Below are 17247 nucleotides of genomic sequence, written 5' to 3'. Positions count from 1 at the left end.
CCCCGACCTAGACCTTGAAGCGGCCCACGATTTCCTTCAAGCGGGCGGCCAGGGCGTTGAGCTGGTCTGCCGTGCGGCTGTTGTTATCCGCCACTTCCCGGCTTTTTTCCGTGAGCTGGGCGATCTGTTCCACATTGGTGGCCACCTGTTGCAGGGCCTGGTCCTGTTCCTGGATGGCGTCCGCAATGCTGTGCACATGGCTCACCACCTGGCTGGAATTGTCCCCGATGCCCCGCAGGGCCTGCTGGGATTCCCCCACCAGGGTCTTGTTGCTTTCCGCCGCCTCCTGGGCCCCCTGCATGGAGGTGACCGTGTTGCCGATCTGGGTCCGGATGGTATCCACCAGACCGGTGATTTCCCCCGTGGATTGGGAGGTGCGCTCCGCCAGCTTGCGCACCTCGTCCGCCACCACGGCAAAGCCCCGGCCCTGTTCCCCGGCCCGGGCCGCCTCGATGGCGGCGTTCAAGGCGAGCAGATTGGTCTGGTCCGCAATATCCTGAATCACCTGGATAATGCCGCCGATTTTGTCCGAGTTTTGTTCCAGGACCGTGACCTGCTGACCGGATTGGCCGATGAGCAGGGCAATCCGGTCGATGTTCTGTACCGCCCGGCTCATGACCCCCAGAGCTTCCTCCGTCTCCTGTCCGGAGCGGCTCACCAGGTCGCTGGCCGCATGGGCGCTGGAGGCGGTTTCGCTGACGCTGACGGAAACCTGTTCCACGGCGGCGGCCACGGTGGAGGTGGAATCGGCGGCGTGGGAGGCGGTCTGGTCCACTTCCGCGGAAGAGCGCACCAGATCGTCCGCCGCTGCGGCAATCTGGGCGCTGGAAGCAGCGGTTTCCTGGAGGGTCTGGCGGAATTTCTGGAACAGGCTGTTGAAGGCCTGGGCCACCCGGACCACCTCCGTGGCGCCCCCGGTGGCCAGTTGGCGGGTGAAATCGTTGTGGGCCACCGCGTATTCCGCTTCCGCCACCGCTGCCTCCATGGGGCCGCTGATGCTGCGGCCCATAACCCAGGCCAGGATTACCGTCAGGGCCAGGGCCAGGGCGGCACCGCTGGCGGTGAGGATCAGGGTGTGGCGGTGGCTGGCGATCAGGGCGTTGGCTTCCCGGTCGATGTGGGCGGCCAGGGTTTCTTCCACCTGATGCAGGCCCTGGATTTTTTCCGTGACGGTTTTAAACCACAGGGCCGGGTCCACCCCAAAGCCGCCCTCCGGCACCTTGCCCCCGATCAGTTCCCGCATACGGCTGACTTCCTGGGCCGGGGCGGCCGCCATGACGGCATCGAAGGCGGCTTTTTCCGTCTCCTCCGCGTAGCCGGAAAAGAGGCTGAAATAGGCATCCTGCTTATGGATTCTTTCCAGCAGCTGGCGGTACAAGGGCAGGGGGGCCCGGTCGGCCACCAGAATCTGGGTGGTCAGGGCCCGTTCCTGCCCGGCGTTTTCCTTACCCCGGACAAAGGCGATATAGGCGGTGATCCGGGTGCTGATGGCCGCATCCGTGTTGTAGTCCGCCACCCGGCCCATGGCGCCGATCAGGGTTTCCACGGTCCGGCTGTAATAGGGGGTGGATTGGGCCGGGGTGGTTTGCAGGGCGCTGATCCCCTGGCGCATGGAGGCCAATTCGGCCAACTGCTGGTCCACTTGGGCGACCCCGGCCTTGAGGGTGGGCAGGTCGTCCAGTGCTAGGTTTGCCAGCCGGTCCCGGTAGGCCGCCAGACGGCTGTCTGTCTCCTGGCGCAGGCCGGGCAGGACATCGGCAAACTTGCTTCCCTGGGATTGGAGAAAGCCCGCGCTGGCCCCCCGTTCGCTTTGCAGGCTGTGGATTAGGTTGCCGGCGGCCACCGAATAGCGCAGTAGTTCGGCGGTGCGCTGGGCCCCGGAAAGGCCCCGGTAGGCGTCAAGGAGTAGGACGGCGGCCCCCAGGAGGAGGGCCAGGAGGGGAATGGCGGTGAGGAAAAAAAGGCGCTGTCGGATGGAGGTCTGTGGCATAGCGGGCCCCTGGGCAAACAATCTGGACGTTGGCGGCCAAGTTTAGCATTACGGCATAACCCGGCCGGGTAAGATTTTTAGGGTTTTGCCCCGGCCTCCCCCGGAGCAAAGCAGGAGTTTAATCCTCGTCCGCGTCCCAGAGTAGATGGGCATCCACATAAACCCGATAGCGGGCTTCCAGGGCGTCCAGCCGGGCCCGGTTGGCGCCCAGCCGGGCCTCGTTGGCCTGGCGCTGGGCCACCAGCAATTCCGCAATGCCCGCTTCCCCCAGCTGATAGGCCCGGCCCATGAGGTGGGCCGACTCTTCCATGCGCCGGGCGGCGTCTTCCGCCAGGCGCCAGCTGTCGTAGGCGGCCCGGGCGGTGGCCAGCAGGCCCGCTACTTCGGCGCTGACCTTGGCCTGGGCGGCGGCTTCCCGGCTGGCGGCGGCGCTGGAGAGGGCCACCTGCTGGTCGGCGGCAGCCCGGCGGGCGCCCCCGGGCAGGGGAATGGTCAGGGTCAGGGCGGCCAGCCGTTCTTCCCCGGCCCGTTCCGAGCCAATCTGCACGCCCACGGTGGGATCGGGCAGCTTGTCCGCATCGGCCCGGGAGGCCAGAAGACGGGCGTGTTCCGTCTGGGCCCGGGCCAGGGTCAGTTCATGGCTCTGGGTCAGCAGGCGTTCCTGCCAGGGGCCCGGTTCCAGGGGCTGGGGCTCGCTGGGATGGATATTTTCGGGCCGGGGCAGGGTGGGAAAGCGGGCGCTGAGGGCCGCCAGAGCCACCTGTTCCTGGAGCCGGGCCTGTTCCCGGGCGGCCTGGGCCTGGGCGGCGGCGGCTTCCGCCTGCATCAGTTCCAGCTTGGGGGCGTCACCCAGCTGCACCCGGCGGGTCGTGGTGCGCCGCTGCTTTTCCTGGGAATCGGCCTGGGCGGCCCACTGGCGGGCCGTTTCCCGGGCCCGCAGCCAGTCGAACCAGGTTTGCAGCAGGCTGCGGGAGGTTTCATGGAGGGCGTCCCCCAGGGCGGTATGGGCCGTCGCTTCCCCCTGGGCGCCGATTTTGGCGTCCAGGGCGGCCTTGCCCGGCAGACGCAGGGTGTGTTCCAGGGCGCCCTGCCATTCCCGGAAACGCTCATCGCTGGGATTGACCCGGCGTTGCTGGGTGGTGAGCCGGGTGGTCCATTCGTAGGGCCCGGCTTCCAGACGTTTCCGGTTGGCCTGTTCGGCGCTCAACATGGCGTCGGCCTCCTTGGCCATGGGGGCATTGCGAATGGCCTGGAGAGCGGCCTGGAGCGGCGGCAGGTCGGCGCTGGGATAGGGGGGCGTGGGCAGACCCTCGGCGCCCCAGGCAGGGCCGGACAGGGCGTAGCACAGCCCCAGGATCAGGCCCAGGGGGCGGAGGGGACGGGGAAAATGAGGATGGGGCATGGCAGTCTCGTGACAAAGGGGCCGGGGGGCGGAAATGCCCCTTAGATCCGGCCCGTTTCCAGGACGGGGGTGGTCCAGTAAAACAGGTCCGCCCCTTTGAACTGGTCTTGTAATTCCCGTAGCAGTTGATGCACGTCGCCGCTGGCCATGAGGGCCTGGAGGCGCATGCGGCGGGCCCGGCCCCGGACCTGTTCAGCGGCGGAGGCGTAGTCCAAATCATTGCCATGGGCATCCACCGGACGGGAGGTGAAATGGCCCACCGCGTCGCTATGGGCGAGGAGAAAATCCACCATGGCATCCTCCAGGGTGGGAGGAATCACCAGGGTGAGGCAGATATCCACGGGGCGGGAGGGGTTATGCATGAATAACTCCGTCGATAGAGCTAAGGCTGGTCAAGGGCCCCAGGGCCCGAGAATGCCCGGGAAAACGGGGGGCGCTGGGGCGTGGGATAGAGGTCATGACCGGGCCTTGGCTTCGAAATGGCGGTAAAGAATGGGCAGGAGCAGCAGGGTGAGCAGGGTGGAACTCACCAGCCCGCCGATGACCACAATGGCCAGGGGTTTCTGGATCTCCGAGCCCGGGCCGCTGGCGAAAAGCAGGGGCACCAGGCCCAGGGCGGTGATGGAGGCGGTCATGAGCACCGGGCGCAGACGCCGCTTTGCCCCGTCCCGCACCACCTGATCCAGGGGCAGGCCCTGGGCCTGGAGCTGGTTGAAATAGGTGACCATTACCACCCCGTTCAGCACCGCAATACCCAGGAGGGCGATGAAGCCCACGGAGGCGGGCACGGACAGGTATTGGCCGGAAATGAGCAGGGCCAGCACGCCACCCACCAGGGCGAAGGGGATCATGCCCAGGACCAGACCGGCCTGACGCAGGGAACCGAAGGTGGAAAAGAGGAGCAGGAAAATCAGCCCCAGGGCCACGGGCACCACCAGCATGAGGCGCTGGGCGGCCCGTTGCTGGTTTTCAAACTGGCCGCCCCAGACAATGTGGTAACCGGCGGGCAGCTTGATTTTCTGGGCCACCCCGGCCTGGGCGTCCTGGACGAAGCTGACCAGATCCCGGCCCCGCACATTGGATTGGATGACCACGTAACGCTGGGCGTTTTCCCGATCCACTTTCACCGGCCCTTCCACCCGCTCCAGGCGGGCCACCTGGGCCAGGGGCACGGTGCCTCCATCGGGCAGGGTGAGGCGCAGGTCGGCAAAGCGGTCCACGCTGGCCTGGAGGTCAGCCCCGCCCCGCAGCAACACCGGGGTGCGCCGTCCCGGCTCCACCACCTGACCGGCGGGGAGGCCTTCCAGCAGGGTCTTTAGGGCGTCCTGCACCTGTTCCACGGGCAGGCCCAGGCGGCCCACCGCCAGCCGGTCCAGATCCACCTTCAGGTATTGGACCCCGGCATTTTTCTTGGTGAAGGTGTCTTCCGCCCCGGGCACGGCCTTGACGATGGCCACGGTCTGGTCCGCCAGCTGGTTGAGCCGGTCCAGGTCCGTGCCGAAAATCTTGATGGCGATATCCCCCCGCACCCCGGTGAGCATTTCCGAAACCCGCATGTCGATGGGCTGGGTGAAGCTGTAGGCGATGCCCGGGAAGTCGGCCATGACTCCCCGCACCTGGTCCGTGAGCCAATCCTTGTCCGGCTTGCGCCACTGGTCCATGGGCTTGAGCACCAGGAAGGTATCCGTTTCATTGAGGCCCATGGGGTCCAGGCCGATTTCATCCGCCCCCACCCGGGCGACGATTTTTTTCACCTCCGGCACCCGGGCCAGGATGGCTTTCTGGATGCGGCTGTCCATGGCCGTGGTGTTATCCAGGCTGATGGAGGGCAGCTTTTCCAGCTGCATGATCATGTCCCCCTCGTCCATGGTGGGCAGGAAGGTCTTGCCCAGCAGGGTGTAGGCCCCCGCCGCCAGGGCCAGGAGGCCCAGGGCGCCCAGGACCATGGCCTTGGTGTGGGTGAAGGACCAGGCCTGGAGGGGGGCGTAGGCGGCGTTGAGCTTTTTCACCAGCCAGGATTCATGGTGTTCCCCTTGGCGCATGAGCAGGGAGGCCAGGGCCGGAATCACGGTCAGGGCCAGCACCAGGGAGGCGGCCAGGGCGAAGACGATGGTCAGGGCCACGGGAATGAAGAGCTTGCCTTCCAGGCCCTCCAGGGTGAGCAGGGGGAAAAAGACGATGATGATGATGGCGATGCCGGAGGCTACGGGCAGGGTCACTTCCCGCACCGCCCGATAGACCACGTGGAGCAGGGGCAGACGGGTCTGGTCGGCGGGCTGGGAGAGGTGGGATTCCACGTTTTCCACAATCACCACGGCCCCGTCCACCAGCATGCCGATGGCGATGGCCAGGCCTCCCAGGCTCATGAGATTGGCGGAAAGGCCGAACCAGTTCATGAGAATGAAGGTGAGCAGGGCGGAGAGGGGCAGAATCAGGGACACCACCAGGGCCGCCCGGAAATTGCCGAGGAAGGCCAGGAGCAGGAGGATGACCAGCACAATGGCTTCCCCCAGGGCTTCTGCCACCGTGCCCACGGCCCGTTCCACCAGGTTGCCCCGGTCGTAGAAGGGCTCGATGGTGACGCCCTTGGGCAGGGTTTTCTGGATATCCGCCAGCTTGTCTTTGACCCCGGCCACCACCTGCTGGGCGTTGGCGCCCCGCAGGCCCAGCACCAGGCCTTCCACCGCCTCGCCCTTGCCGTCCTTGGTGACGGCCCCGTAGCGGGTCAGGGAGCCCAGGCGCACCTGGGCCACATCCCCCACCCGCACCGGCACCCCGTTACGGTTGGCGATGACGATGGCCCGCAGATCGTCCAGGGACCGGACCGCCCCTTCCACCCGCACCAGCAGGGTTTCTTCCCCTTCCGTGAGGCGGCCCGCCCCGTCGTTGCGGTTATTGCCCTCTACGGCTGCCTTCAGGTCCGCCAGGGAAACCCCCCGGGCGTTCAGGGCAGCCGGGTCCGGCACCACTTCAAAGGCCCGGGCCATGCCCCCCAGGCTATTCACATCCGCCACCCCCCGCAGGGTGCGCAGCTGGGGCCGGATAGTCCAGTCCAGCAGGCTGCGCTTCTGTTCCAGGCTCAAGGGGCCTTCAATGGTGAACATGAACATTTCCCCCAGGGGGGTGGTAATGGGGGCCATGCCCCCGCTGGCCTGGGGCGGCAGGGCGCCGCTGGCGTTACCCAGGCGCTCCGCCACCTGCTGGCGGGCCCAGTAAATGTCCGTGCCGTCGTCGAAGTCGATGGTGATGTCGGCGATGGCGTATTTGGAGGTGGTGCGCAGCAGGCGCTGGTGGGGAATGCCCAGCATTTCCTGTTCAATGGGCACCACAATGCGGTTTTCCACCTCTTCCGGGGTCATGCCCGGGGCCTTCATGATAATTTTGACCTGGGTGGTGGATACATCGGGAAAGGCGTCGATAGGCAGGCTGCGGTAGGCCATGACGCCCGCCACCACCATCAGGGCGGTGAGCACCAGCACCAGGAGGCGCTGGGTGAGGGAAAATTCGACCAGACGGGAGAGCATTATTCCCCCTCAGCCGCAGCGCCGGTCCAGGCGGATTTCAGAGAACTTAGGCCCTTCACCGCCACCCGCAGTCCACCTGTCAGGCGGGGACCGGCCACCAGGGCGCCGCTCCCCGTGGTGCCCAGGACCCGTACCGGCCAGGCCTGGTAGCCCTTGGCCACAGCCACGAAGAGGTAAGTTTTGCCCCCTTCCCGCACCAGGGCCCCCTGGGGCACCAGGAAAGACGCCTGTCCGGCAGGGGCAGCGCCGGGCGCGGCCCCCACGGCGGCTTCCACCAGCTGGCCCGGCCGCAGACTGTCCGTGCCCTGATCCAGCCGGGCCCGCAGGGTCACGGTCTGGCTGGTGCCGGCGATCTGCCGTCCCACATTAATGATCCGGCCCCGGGCCGGGCTGCGCACCACCTGGACCGGCTGGCCTTCCCTTACCTGGGCGGCCAGGGCGGCGGGCACCTGGATTTCCAGCCACAGGGGGGAAAGGCGGCCCACGGTGAACAGGGGGGCCGCCATATCCACCCGGGTGCCGATGGCCGCCGGAGCGTCCAGCACCTCCCCGGTCAGGGGCGCCACAATGGCCACTTCCGGGGTGATGCCGTGTTTGCCCCCGGCCACCCCGGCCAGGCGCAATTCCTCACCCAGGGCGGCGGCGGCTACTTCCGCCTCCTTTTGTCCGGCCCGGGTGGCCTGATAGCGGGATTGGGCAATGATGCCTTCCTGGTAGAGCTGTTCGTCCCGCCGGGCGTTACGCCCCATGAGGTCCGCCTGTTGCCGGGCCTGGAGATAATCCCGCTGGATTTGCAGGAGCCCCGGGCTGGAGAGCCGGGCTAGCACCTGGCCTTTTTTCACCGATTGGCCAGCCACCACCGCCACCTGGGTGATCAAGCCGGCCAGGGGGGCGGCCACCACCCGCAGCTGTTCCACCGGCACCACCACCTTGGCGGGCAAGCTGGCGATCTGGCCCTGTCCGGCCGGGGCCAGGGGCTGGCTTACCACTCCCAGGGCCTGGGCCTGGGCCGGACTGATGGGAACGAAATTGGCGGGGGCCGCCGGGGCAGCCTGGAGGGGCAGGGCGAAGGCGGCACACAGCAAAGCGGCCGCCGCGGTGAGGGAAAAGGGGCGAGAGATCATGGCAATACCCGGAGTGATTTTGACCCCCAGTCTAGTTGGCCAAGCTTAAGACAGGCTTAAGCCCGGGTAAGGAACTGTAAAGACGGGGGGGCGTTCAGGCGTTCAGGCGTTTAGGTAGAAGGCGGAAAGGCGGAAAGGCGGAAAGGCGGCGGCACCGGGCAGAAAAAAGCCCGCCGGTGGGCGGGCTGGTTCCGGGCCTGGTGCGGGTTCAGGCCGCCAGGGCCCGACATTCCTTTTCGCAGGCAGCGCAGGCTATGGCGCAGGCCTGGCATTCCTCGTGCTGGTCCGCGTGTTCCTGGCAGGCCTTCTGGCAATGGGCGCAGACCTCCGCCGCCACTTTGGCCTGGGCCGGGGTGAAGGAGGATTGTTGCAGGGCCAGCCGGGCCAGGGCGTCGCAGACCGCCAGCATTTCCCGCACCGCCTGGGCGCAGGGGGCCATGTGGGTTTCCCCTTGGCCCAGGAGCACCAGACAGTGGCTGAGGCAGGTTTCCCCCGCCTGGAGACAATGGCCGGCGGTGGTGCTCAGGGCGGTGTAGGGCTGACCCATGGCGCCGTGCTGGTGGTGGTGATGGGCGTCCGGAGTACCGGTGGATTCCGCCGCCATGGCCTGGGCGGCCAGGACTCCGGCCACCGTCCCGGCCACGGTTTTCAACATATCCCGACGTTCCATAGGACTGGCCTTTCGATGATGAATGGGAATGCCAGTGTATCAAGCCGCCGGGCGGGGCACCCGCTGATGCTTCCAGAGCACGTCCCCGCTCCCGGAGGCCTGGTTCAGGGCCCGGCCCAGGACGAAGAGCAGGTCGGAGAGGCGATTTAAGTACTGGCGGGGGCCGTCGGCCACATTTTCGCTGCGGGACAGATGGACCACCGCCCGTTCGGCCCGGCGGCAGACGGTGCGGGCCAGGTGGGCCAGGGCGGCGGGACGGGTGCCGCCGGGGAGGATAAATTCCTTCAGGGCGGGCAGATTGCCGTTCAGTTCCTCCACCCAGTCTTCCAGGCGCAGGATGTGGTCTTCCTTGATCATCACCATGCCCGGAATGCACAGCTCTCCCCCCAGGTCGAAGAGATCGTGCTGGACCTGGATCAGCATCTCCCGCATCCCCACATCCACCGGGTGGGGCAGGGGTTCGGCCAGGATCAGGCCGATGCTGGAATTGAGCTCGTCCACTTCCCCGATGGCGTCGATGCGCAAACAGTCCTTGCCGACCCGGGAGCCGTCTCCCAGACCTGTTTCGCCCTGGTCGCCGGTGCGGGTGACGATTTTGGAAAGCCGGTGGCCCATGGGGTGTCTCCTTTTGTTATGAACATGAACGGGCATGGGGGGCCCGGTGGAGGGGCCATTATAGCGGGGTGGGGCGCCCCGGTCCTGCCCCCGAGCCATTCCCCGTTTTGTCTCCCACTGCCCCGGTTTCAGCCCGACAAGGGGCCTGGGGAGTTGGGCTACAATGCCCGCCGAGTCCAGGGGGATTCGGTCGGGGTGACGGGGCTTGGCGGAGCGATGGGGCATGGGATGGGCCGGGGAAGCGCAGCCTCGCCTGAAAGTCCCCCGTTCCCGGCCCTGGCCTGCATCCCCCTTTCTCCCCGTTCCCCCCCGGGGCTCCGGTCCCCAAGTCCGTTCCCCTTTGTCTTCAGGATGTCCCATGCTGCGTTTTGCCGCCAATCTGAGCTTTCTCTTTGCCGACACCCCTTTCCTGGAACGCTTTGGCTGGGCGGCCCGGGCCGGTTTCCGGGGGGTGGAGTTCATGTTTCCCTACGCCTATCCGGCGGCGGAACTGGCGGCCCGCCTGAAGGCAGAGGGTCTCACCCAGGTGCTGTTTAATTTGCCCGCCGGCGACTGGGACGGGGGGGAGCGGGGCATCGCCTGCCTGCCCGGGCGGGAGGAGGAATTCCGGGAGGGGGTGGGGCTGGCCCTGGAATACGCCCGGACCCTGGGCTGTCGCCGTCTCAACTGCCTGGCCGGGCTGCGTCCAGTCGGGGTGCCGGAGGCGGAGGTAGCTGCCACCTTCCGGGAAAATTTCCGCTATGCCCACGCCCGCCTGGCCCCGGCGGGCATTACCCTGCTCACCGAGCCCATCAACAGCCGGGTGGATATGCCCGGTTTCTGGCTGGATACCCCGGACAAGGGCCTGGCGGCCCTGGATGGGGCGGGTTGCGGGGCGCTCCAGTACGACCTCTACCACGCCCAGATCATGGCCGGCGATTTGGCCCGCTTTCTGGAAAAGCATCTGCCCCGCATCGGCCACCTGCAAATCGCCGACAACCCGGGGCGCCACGAGCCGGGCACGGGGGAAATCGCCTATCCCTTCCTCTTTGCCCTTCTGGAACGGCTCGGCTATCAGGGCTGGATTGGCTGCGAATACAAGCCCCAGTCAACAACGGCGGCGGGCCTGGGCTGGCTGCCGTCGGGCGCCTTGAGGGCTTAACGGGCCCAGGGGTTAGGCCCGGAGGACGGGCTGAAGCGGAGGAAAGCATGGACGGGCCGGCTCAAGGTGGCCCCAAAGTCTCAAAGGCGCGGTGTGGGACCTAGCCTTGTTAGGCAAGGGAGCTGCGGCAAGGGACAGGGCTTCGCCAAGCTAGAGCGGCGCAGGGCGGGTCTCCCTACGCTCGGGCGGTACCGCCGGACTCCGCTGAATTGGCTGCTTCCCTGTTTCAGGTTCCAGTTGTCCCAGAAACGGGGTTTTTAAACCGTCGTATCCTGAGTGCTCGGCGTGCTCTGGAAACGAGCGCCCTGGCGTCCGCCAAGGCTTAGAGCCCCGCCCTTCGGCTCACCAGAACTGCCACCACCACTTCTTTTTGCCCATGGCTTCCGCCACGGCGGGGGACCACTGGGGCTCCAGGCCCGTGCTGTGGAAAAACTTCCCGAAGCGCCGATCCGTTTCGTTGATGTGCTGGATCAGCCAGATTTTGACGAACTGGAGCATTTCTCCGTCCAGGTCCAGCTGGCCACCCGCCAGTTCATCCTGGACCTTGTGAATCTGGGCCATGAGATTCTGGTGCAGCTCCTTGTGGGGGCCGAAATCCGGGTAATTGGTGACCCGCATCAGACTTTCTTCCATGGTGAAGTGGTGGCGGGTGTAATCCACCAGCTGGTTCAGCACCGCCAGGCTTTCCGCCCCCTGGCCGGCCCGGATGGCCAGGTGCAGGGCATCCAGTAGTTGCAGGAGCACCTTGTGCTGTTCGTCCACCTCCTGGATGCCCACGCTGTAGGCATCGTTCCAGGCATAGGAAAGGTCAGTGGTCACCATGGGCAGACCCGGAAAAAAGTTTCCATCAGCCTAAGACGGATCGGCCTTGGGCCTCTTGATCTGGGTCAAGCCCGGGGACGCCCCTGGCCCGGGGGGCGGGCAAGAAAAAGGCCCGGGACGGGCCCGGGCCAAAGGACATGCCGGACCCGATCGCCGAGGTCCGGATGGGGGGAAAGGGTGGGTCAGGAAAAATCGTCGTCCGTACCGAAATCCATGGTGCTGGCGTCGCCGCCAATATCGCCGAAATCGGCGCTGCCGCTGTCCGTCAGGCTGTCCTGACGGTCACCGTAGTAGTTATTTACCGTTACATTTTCCGGGTTGTTCTGGGCATCGCCGCCGAACCAGCCGCCGCCCTGGCCGAAACCGCTCTGGTGATGGCCGAAGAGGCTTTCCACCCCTTGAAAGAGGAGGGAGCCCCCCACCACGCCAGCAGCAGTGGCCGCCGCCGTGCCGAGAAAGCCTCCCATGGCGCCGGAACTCCGGGCCGGAGCGGCCGGGGCCTGATTGTTGGCCGGGGTGTAATTGCTGATGGGCAGGCCGCTATTGCTGTAGCCTGCCACGCTGCGGGGGGCGGCGGGGGCCTGGGGTGCGGCCGCCGAATTGCCCCAGGCGGAGGCGCCGAGGAAGCCGCCGGTGGCGGGAGCCGCGCCCTGGGCGGCTTGCAGCTGGCGCACATCATTTTCCAGGGCCGCGATGCGGGCCTGGGCGGCGTGCAGGGCCTGTTCCTGGAGTATGGCTTTCTGCACCAGCAGATAGGGGGCGTCGGGGCGGGCCGCCAGACTGCGTTGGATGAGCTGGTTGGCTTCCGTGTCCAGCACCTGGCCGGGCAGTTGTTCCATTTGTTGGAGAAAAGCGCTGAGCAATTGCTGTTCTTGGGGGGTCATGATGTCTCCTTGACGGTGGGGGGCGGGCCCCGGCTGATCCATGGGGTCCGTTATAGGGGTTTCCGGGAGCCTTGTGTGCAACGGTCCGTAACAAGATGTGTGGGAATGTTTGGCCCGGTTCCAGGGCGGGGCCGGCGGGGCTGGAGACCAGGGGCGCCGGCCCCCCTATTCCCGGCACAATGGGGCTTTTCCGGCAAGGTCCTATGGCACGGTGGGCGCCCCCACTTTCAGGCTAGAATGGCAACAGGTGTTTGCGCCGCCCGGCTGTTCCGGGCCGGCCTGAACTCCCCCTTCCCTATGGCTTCTTCCCTGCCCTTTGCCCTATGACCCGTTCTTCCCCACCCGCCCCCGGGGCCCCGGTTTCCCGGGAAGCCCAACAGCAACAGGATCAGGAGGTACTCGACCGGATTCTGGGCCAGGGCATTAAATTGCCGCCCCAACCCCGGGTGGTGGAGCAGTTGCAGCGCCAGATCCAGGGGCTGGATACGGATCTGCGGGCTATCGCCCGCACCATTGCCCAGGATGCGGGCATTACCTCCCTGCTGTTTAAGGCGGTCCAGTCTTCCGCCTATCGGCAGCACCAACCCTTTTCTTCCCTGGAAAAAATTCTCCAGGCCGTGGGTTTGAGCCAGACTCTCCATCTGGTGCAGGCCGTGGCCCTGGCCGGAAGTCAGCGGGTGACCCGGCGGCGCAAGGCCTATGAACGCTTCTGGAGCCGTTCCCAGGATGTGGCCCGGCTCGCCATGCTGATCGCCGGGGACAAAGTGGCGGTGTGCAACGTTTTCCCGGACCAGGCCTATCTGGCGGGGATTTTCCACGATTGCGGCGTGCCCCTGCTGCTGGAACGCTTTCCTTCCTACGGGGAGGCCATGGGCCTGGAGGGGGATCAGGGCTGGATCGACTATCGGGAAGAGGATCGGCGCTTTCAGGCGGATCACTGCGTGGTGGGCTATTTCATCGCCCGGCACTGGGGCCTGCCCGATTTCATTGCGGACGCCATCCGCTTCCACCACGACCTGCCCCGCCTGGTAGGGGGGGAATCCCGCTCCCTGGCGGCCATTCTGCAACTGGCCATGCACGCCTATCACCTGGAACATCGCCTGGATGAGCCGGACTGGCCTACCCTGCGGGGGGATGTGGGGGAAGAGCTGGGGCTGGCCCCGGAAGAAGAGCGGGAATACGTGGAAGAATTGCTGTATCGTTTTCAGACCGACGGGGAATGAGGCCTCGGCCTTACGCCTGACGGGGAGGGGTGCCCAGGGGCACCGATCAGGACAACATCCGGTACAGGATGGCTTTTTCAAGAAGCGAGGTACGACGTGAGCGACACCTTCATCGACCCGGCCACGGGCGAGGCACACCCGGAACGGCGCCAGAATCCGGCCCTGCGCAGCGTTTTTGACGCCGTGTATGTGCAGATCGAGCCCTTCTTTGATCCGAAAAATACCTGGGGCGGCCAGTCCCTGGGCCAGCTGGCCTATCGGGTGGTGCGGGAAAGCTACCCGGAACTGACCCGGGAAGAGGTGCACCAGGTGATCATCGCCGCCAGCCGGGTATTTCACCGGCGCAATCCCCACCTGAGCGGTCAGGCCCCGTCCCCAGACAGCGTGGCGGCGGAACTGCTGCGCTAGGGGCGGCGCCTCCGCCCAGAACCCGGATCGGGGACACCCGGTTCGGGGCTTTCTGCCGGTGCCCGGGCCGTTGCCCGCGGCGGGCACCCTCTCGGCTTCCTTTCCTCGGGCCTTTGTCTTTTCTATGTCTTTGATTTTGGATGCCTGCGTTGCCCAACATCAGGGGGATCGGCGGGAACAGCAGGACCGGGTGGCCCTGGTCCCCCATCCCCGTCAGCCCCAGGTGGCCCTGGCAGTCCTGGCCGACGGCATGGGGGGACATACCGGGGGCGCCCAGGCGGCGGAACAGGTCATTGTCACCGCCACCAATGACCTCCAGGCCTACGCCCCCCGGGAAGAAACTCCGGAAAACCTGCTGGCGGAAATTATCCGGGAATCCCATCTGCTGATCCGCACGGGGCGCCTGCTCAACGAGCAGGACCCCCATAGCACCGTGGTGCTTCTGCTGCTCCAGGGGCGTCAGGCCACCTGGGCCCATTGTGGCGATTCCCGGCTTTACCATTTCCGTGGCGAGGCGCTCCTGTGCCGTAGCCGGGACCATTCCTACGTCCAGCATCTGGTGGATCAGGGGAAAATCACCCCGACCCAGGCCTTATCCCATCCCAACCGCAATGTGCTGCTCACCTCCCTGGGGGACCGGGAAGAGCCCCGGGTGGATTGGGGCCACGGGGAGGTCCAGCCCGGGGACTGCTTCCTCCTCTGTTCCGACGGTCTTTGGGCCTATTTTTCCGAGGAAGAGCTGGGCCGTATTTTGGCTGCCAATTCCGCCCGGGAAGGGGCAGCCATTCTCATTGATCTGGCCCGCCAGCGTTGCCGGGGCAAGGGGGACAACTGTTCCCTGGCGGTGCTGCGCCTGGAGGCAGGCAAGGCCTGAATCCCCCGGCCATGCTGGCCCGGAAAGTGCTGTAGGTGAGGGTCTCCCTTTGGAAAGCCCCGCCCATGAATATCGCCGCCCTGGCCGCCCTGCTGCCCACCTATTCTGCCTCCAGCGTCAGTGCCACCAAGGCGGCGAGCAGTGATAGCCCTAGCGCCGCCCAGACCACGGCCCCCGGCTGGTCCAACAGCGGCGGGACTGTCTCGGTGCCACCTTTGGAACTCCCCACCCGGGAATCCTTTGCCGCCGCCACGGCAACTTTTACCGCCAGCACCCGGGAAGCGTTCCGGGAGGCGGGCATCCGGGTGCCTCCCGAGGCCGTGCTGACCCCGGACAGTGAGGGCTATGTGAGTGTGGCCAACAATCATCCGGACAAGGCCAAGATCGAGCAGCTTTTCCACACCAACAAAAATCTGCGGGATCAGTTTGCCAAGGTGTCTTCCGGCGCCAGCCTGCTGCGCTCCGCCCAGACCTATGGGGATTACGCCAACAGCTACGCCAAGCTGGTGGGCAATCCCCAGGCCCAGGCCGCCCTGGTGGAGGCCCGGGTGGCCCAGGAGCGGCAGAATCCCTACATCACCGTGGGGAGTGGTCAGAGCGAAATCTTTTTCGGTGGTCTCCAAGGGGTGAGCGCCTGAAAGCTTGAGGTTGGGGCTGGAGAGGCCTGAGAACTTGCTGATTCCCTAAGCATGAGGCCCAGGGAGCGGTCCAAGGATGGGGCGGGATAAAGAAAAAGCCACCGGTAAGGGTGGCTTTTTTGTGGGGTGGGGCCGATCCCGGGAGGACGGGCCCGGTGGGATGGGGGCTTAGCGTCCCAGGCCCCCCAGGAGGGCTGCCACCACCGGCTTTTTGCGCTGATGGGGATTGCCCGGATTGGCGGCGGGAGCCGGCTTCTTTTCCGGAGTTTCCGTATTGGCGGCAGCGGCGGATTCGTAGGGTTTGTCGAAATCGAAACCGTCGGCGGCCACATGGCGGCGCCGGTTTTCCCCGCTCCGGGCCGGGGCCTGGGCCCGACCGGCCACCGGTTTGGCGGCGGCGTGCACTTCCCGGGCGTGGTGCTTTTTCTTTTCCCCCGGCGGATATTCCCAGTCCGCTTCCGGACCGTAGCCTTCCAGGATGACCTGTTCCACCTGCTTCTTGATGAGCTTTTCAATGTCCACCAGATAGACCACCTCGTGGGCGCTCACCAGGGACACCGCGTTGCCCTGGCGTCCGGCCCGACCGGTGCGGCCGATGCGGTGCACGTAGTCTTCCGGAGTGTGGGGCAGCTCGTAATTGATCACGTAGGGCAGGTCTTCAATGTCCAGCCCCCGGGCGGCCACGTCCGTGGCCACCAGCACCTTGCAGGCACCGCTCTTGAAGGCGTCCAGGGCTTTGATCCGTTCCCCCTGGGATTTGTCCCCGTGGATGGCGTCTGCCGGAATACCGGCCCGTTCCAGTTCCCGGGCCAGACGGCCGCAGCCCTGCTTGGTGCGCACGAAGACCAGGGTCTGGGTGATTTCCCCGGAGCGGAGCAGCTTGATGAGCAGGCTCTTTTTCCGTTCTTCCGCCACGGGATAAACCCGATGGCTGATGGTTTCGTTGACTGCATTGCGCCGGGCCACTTCCACCAGGATGGGCTCGTGCAGCATGGAATCGGCCAGGCGCTGGATTTCCGTGGAAAAGGTGGCGGAAAAAAGCAGGCTTTGCCGGGCGGCGGGAAGCATGTTGAGAATGCGCTGGATGTCCGGGATAAAGCCCATGTCCAGCATCCGGTCCGCCTCATCCAGCACTAGGGCCTGGACGTGGTTGAAGTGGATGCTCTTTTGCTCCACGTGATCCAGGAGACGGCCCGGGGTGGCCACCACAAATTCCACCCCCTTTTTCATTTCCGCGATCTGGGGCTTGATGTCCACGCCGCCGAAGAGGCAGATACTGCGGAAGGGGGTGTATTTGGTGTAGGCCTTCACCGACTCGTAGACCTGCAGGGCCAGTTCCCGGGTGGGGGCCAGCATCAGGGCCCGTACCGGGTGTTTGGCCGGGGAGGGGCTGGGGGTAGCGAAGGGCAGCAGGCGCTGGATCAGGGGCAGGGTAAAGGCCGCCGTCTTGCCCGTGCCGGTCTGGGCGCAGGCTTTCAGATCCTTGCCCTGGAGCACCAGGGGAATGGCTTGCTGCTGGATGGGGGTGGCCTCGGCATAGCCCAGGTCGGCAACGGCTTTCAGGATTTCGGGCGCCAGGCCCAGCTCATCAAAACGCAAAGGGTGCGTCTCCACAAGAAAGAGGAAGAGAGATCAAAGATATAGATCACCATTATACACCCCCGCTCGGGCCTCCCCGAGACTAGAGGGGACGATGATTCTAATTTTAAAACGCTCGTTAGGATTTTTTGTAATGATAATAATTCGGAGGTATTTTTTAAATATAAAGCTAATGCTTTTTAATATTTTATTTGGCGTGGCTTTATTTTAAAATTCTTGTGGTTGTTGCTTGTGCTAAAATTTAGTGGTTGATTTGATTGTGTTAATTTATTCATTTAATGAAGTTTGCGGTTTGTTTGTTTCTAAGGGTTCTGTGTTAATAAAATGCGCCAT

At 65.5% G+C, this 17247-nt stretch carries 15 protein-coding genes; 5 read left to right on the top strand and 10 right to left on the bottom strand.

From position 1 onward, the window contains the following. Positions 1 to 7: 7 nt before the first annotated feature. The 7 genes from Azoinq_RS02885 to Azoinq_RS02855 all read right to left on the bottom strand — a co-directional run bounded on the left by Azoinq_RS02885 (position 8) and on the right by Azoinq_RS02855 (position 9325). Positions 8 to 1990: a methyl-accepting chemotaxis protein gene (locus Azoinq_RS02885; RefSeq protein ID WP_216126521.1), complete on the bottom strand. Its 1983-nt coding sequence runs from the start codon at positions 1988 to 1990 to the stop codon at positions 8 to 10. A 118-nt stretch (positions 1991 to 2108) separates the two neighbouring features. After that, positions 2109 to 3392 carry a TolC family protein gene (locus tag Azoinq_RS02880; protein WP_216126523.1) on the bottom strand — a complete coding sequence of 428 codons (1284 nt, stop codon included), beginning with the start codon at positions 3390 to 3392 and terminating at the stop codon, positions 2109 to 2111. 41 nt (positions 3393 to 3433) lie between these two features. Beyond that, entirely contained in the window at positions 3434 to 3754 is a 321-nt protein-coding gene (locus tag Azoinq_RS02875; RefSeq protein ID WP_216126525.1) for a DUF3240 family protein, read from the bottom strand. 93 nt (positions 3755 to 3847) lie between these two features. Next, positions 3848 to 6916: an efflux RND transporter permease subunit gene (locus Azoinq_RS02870; RefSeq protein ID WP_216126527.1), complete on the bottom strand. Its 3069-nt coding sequence runs from the start codon at positions 6914 to 6916 to the stop codon at positions 3848 to 3850. Next, positions 6916 to 8040, bottom strand: a complete 1125-nt coding sequence (locus Azoinq_RS02865) for an efflux RND transporter periplasmic adaptor subunit (protein ID WP_216126528.1) — start codon at positions 8038 to 8040, stop codon at positions 6916 to 6918. Before Azoinq_RS02865 ends, Azoinq_RS02870 begins: the two co-directional genes overlap by 1 nt. Positions 8041 to 8248: 208 nt before the next feature. Next, complete coding sequence (locus Azoinq_RS02860; RefSeq protein WP_216126530.1) at positions 8249 to 8710, bottom strand: four-helix bundle copper-binding protein; 462 nt, start codon at positions 8708 to 8710, stop codon at positions 8249 to 8251. 39 nt (positions 8711 to 8749) lie between these two features. Next, on the bottom strand, positions 8750 to 9325 hold the full coding sequence (locus Azoinq_RS02855) for a cob(I)yrinic acid a,c-diamide adenosyltransferase (protein WP_216126531.1): 576 nt from the start codon (positions 9323 to 9325) through the stop codon (positions 8750 to 8752). 358 nt (positions 9326 to 9683) lie between these two features. On the opposite strand from Azoinq_RS02855, the gene hyi reads away from it, so the two are divergent. Continuing rightward, on the top strand, positions 9684 to 10466 hold the full coding sequence (gene hyi, locus Azoinq_RS02850) for a hydroxypyruvate isomerase (protein WP_216126534.1): 783 nt from the start codon (positions 9684 to 9686) through the stop codon (positions 10464 to 10466). Between the two features lie 342 nt (positions 10467 to 10808). Here hyi and Azoinq_RS02845 read toward each other — a convergent pair whose 3' ends face one another. Continuing rightward, entirely contained in the window at positions 10809 to 11288 is a 480-nt protein-coding gene (locus tag Azoinq_RS02845; RefSeq protein ID WP_232368541.1) for a bacteriohemerythrin, read from the bottom strand. Between the two features lie 182 nt (positions 11289 to 11470). Next, positions 11471 to 12172, bottom strand: a complete 702-nt coding sequence (locus Azoinq_RS02840) for a DUF2076 domain-containing protein (RefSeq protein WP_216126537.1) — start codon at positions 12170 to 12172, stop codon at positions 11471 to 11473. Between the two features lie 323 nt (positions 12173 to 12495). Between Azoinq_RS02840 and Azoinq_RS02835 the strand changes: the two genes are divergently transcribed. The 4 genes from Azoinq_RS02835 (at position 12496) to Azoinq_RS02820 (ending at position 15315) form a co-directional block, all read left to right on the top strand. Next, positions 12496 to 13395: an HDOD domain-containing protein gene (locus Azoinq_RS02835; protein ID WP_216126546.1), complete on the top strand. Its 900-nt coding sequence runs from the start codon at positions 12496 to 12498 to the stop codon at positions 13393 to 13395. A gap of 96 nt (positions 13396 to 13491) precedes the next feature. Next, positions 13492 to 13803 (top strand): hypothetical protein, encoded by a 312-nt coding sequence (locus Azoinq_RS02830; RefSeq protein WP_216126547.1) that lies wholly within the window; start codon positions 13492 to 13494, stop codon positions 13801 to 13803. A gap of 124 nt (positions 13804 to 13927) precedes the next feature. Continuing rightward, complete coding sequence (locus Azoinq_RS02825; RefSeq protein ID WP_216126550.1) at positions 13928 to 14677, top strand: PP2C family protein-serine/threonine phosphatase; 750 nt, start codon at positions 13928 to 13930, stop codon at positions 14675 to 14677. Between the two features lie 65 nt (positions 14678 to 14742). Then, positions 14743 to 15315: a hypothetical protein gene (locus Azoinq_RS02820; RefSeq protein WP_216126555.1), complete on the top strand. Its 573-nt coding sequence runs from the start codon at positions 14743 to 14745 to the stop codon at positions 15313 to 15315. Positions 15316 to 15483: 168 nt separating this feature from the next. Here Azoinq_RS02820 and Azoinq_RS02815 read toward each other — a convergent pair whose 3' ends face one another. Beyond that, positions 15484 to 16914 carry a DEAD/DEAH box helicase gene (locus Azoinq_RS02815; RefSeq protein WP_216126558.1) on the bottom strand — a complete coding sequence of 477 codons (1431 nt, stop codon included), beginning with the start codon at positions 16912 to 16914 and terminating at the stop codon, positions 15484 to 15486. Positions 16915 to 17247: the final 333 nt, after the last annotated feature.

It is taken from the genome of Azospira inquinata, assembly GCF_018905915.1.
Taxonomy (GTDB): Bacteria; Pseudomonadota; Gammaproteobacteria; order Burkholderiales; family Rhodocyclaceae; genus Azospira; species Azospira inquinata.
This window is presented reverse-complemented; position numbering and strand designations above follow the sequence as displayed.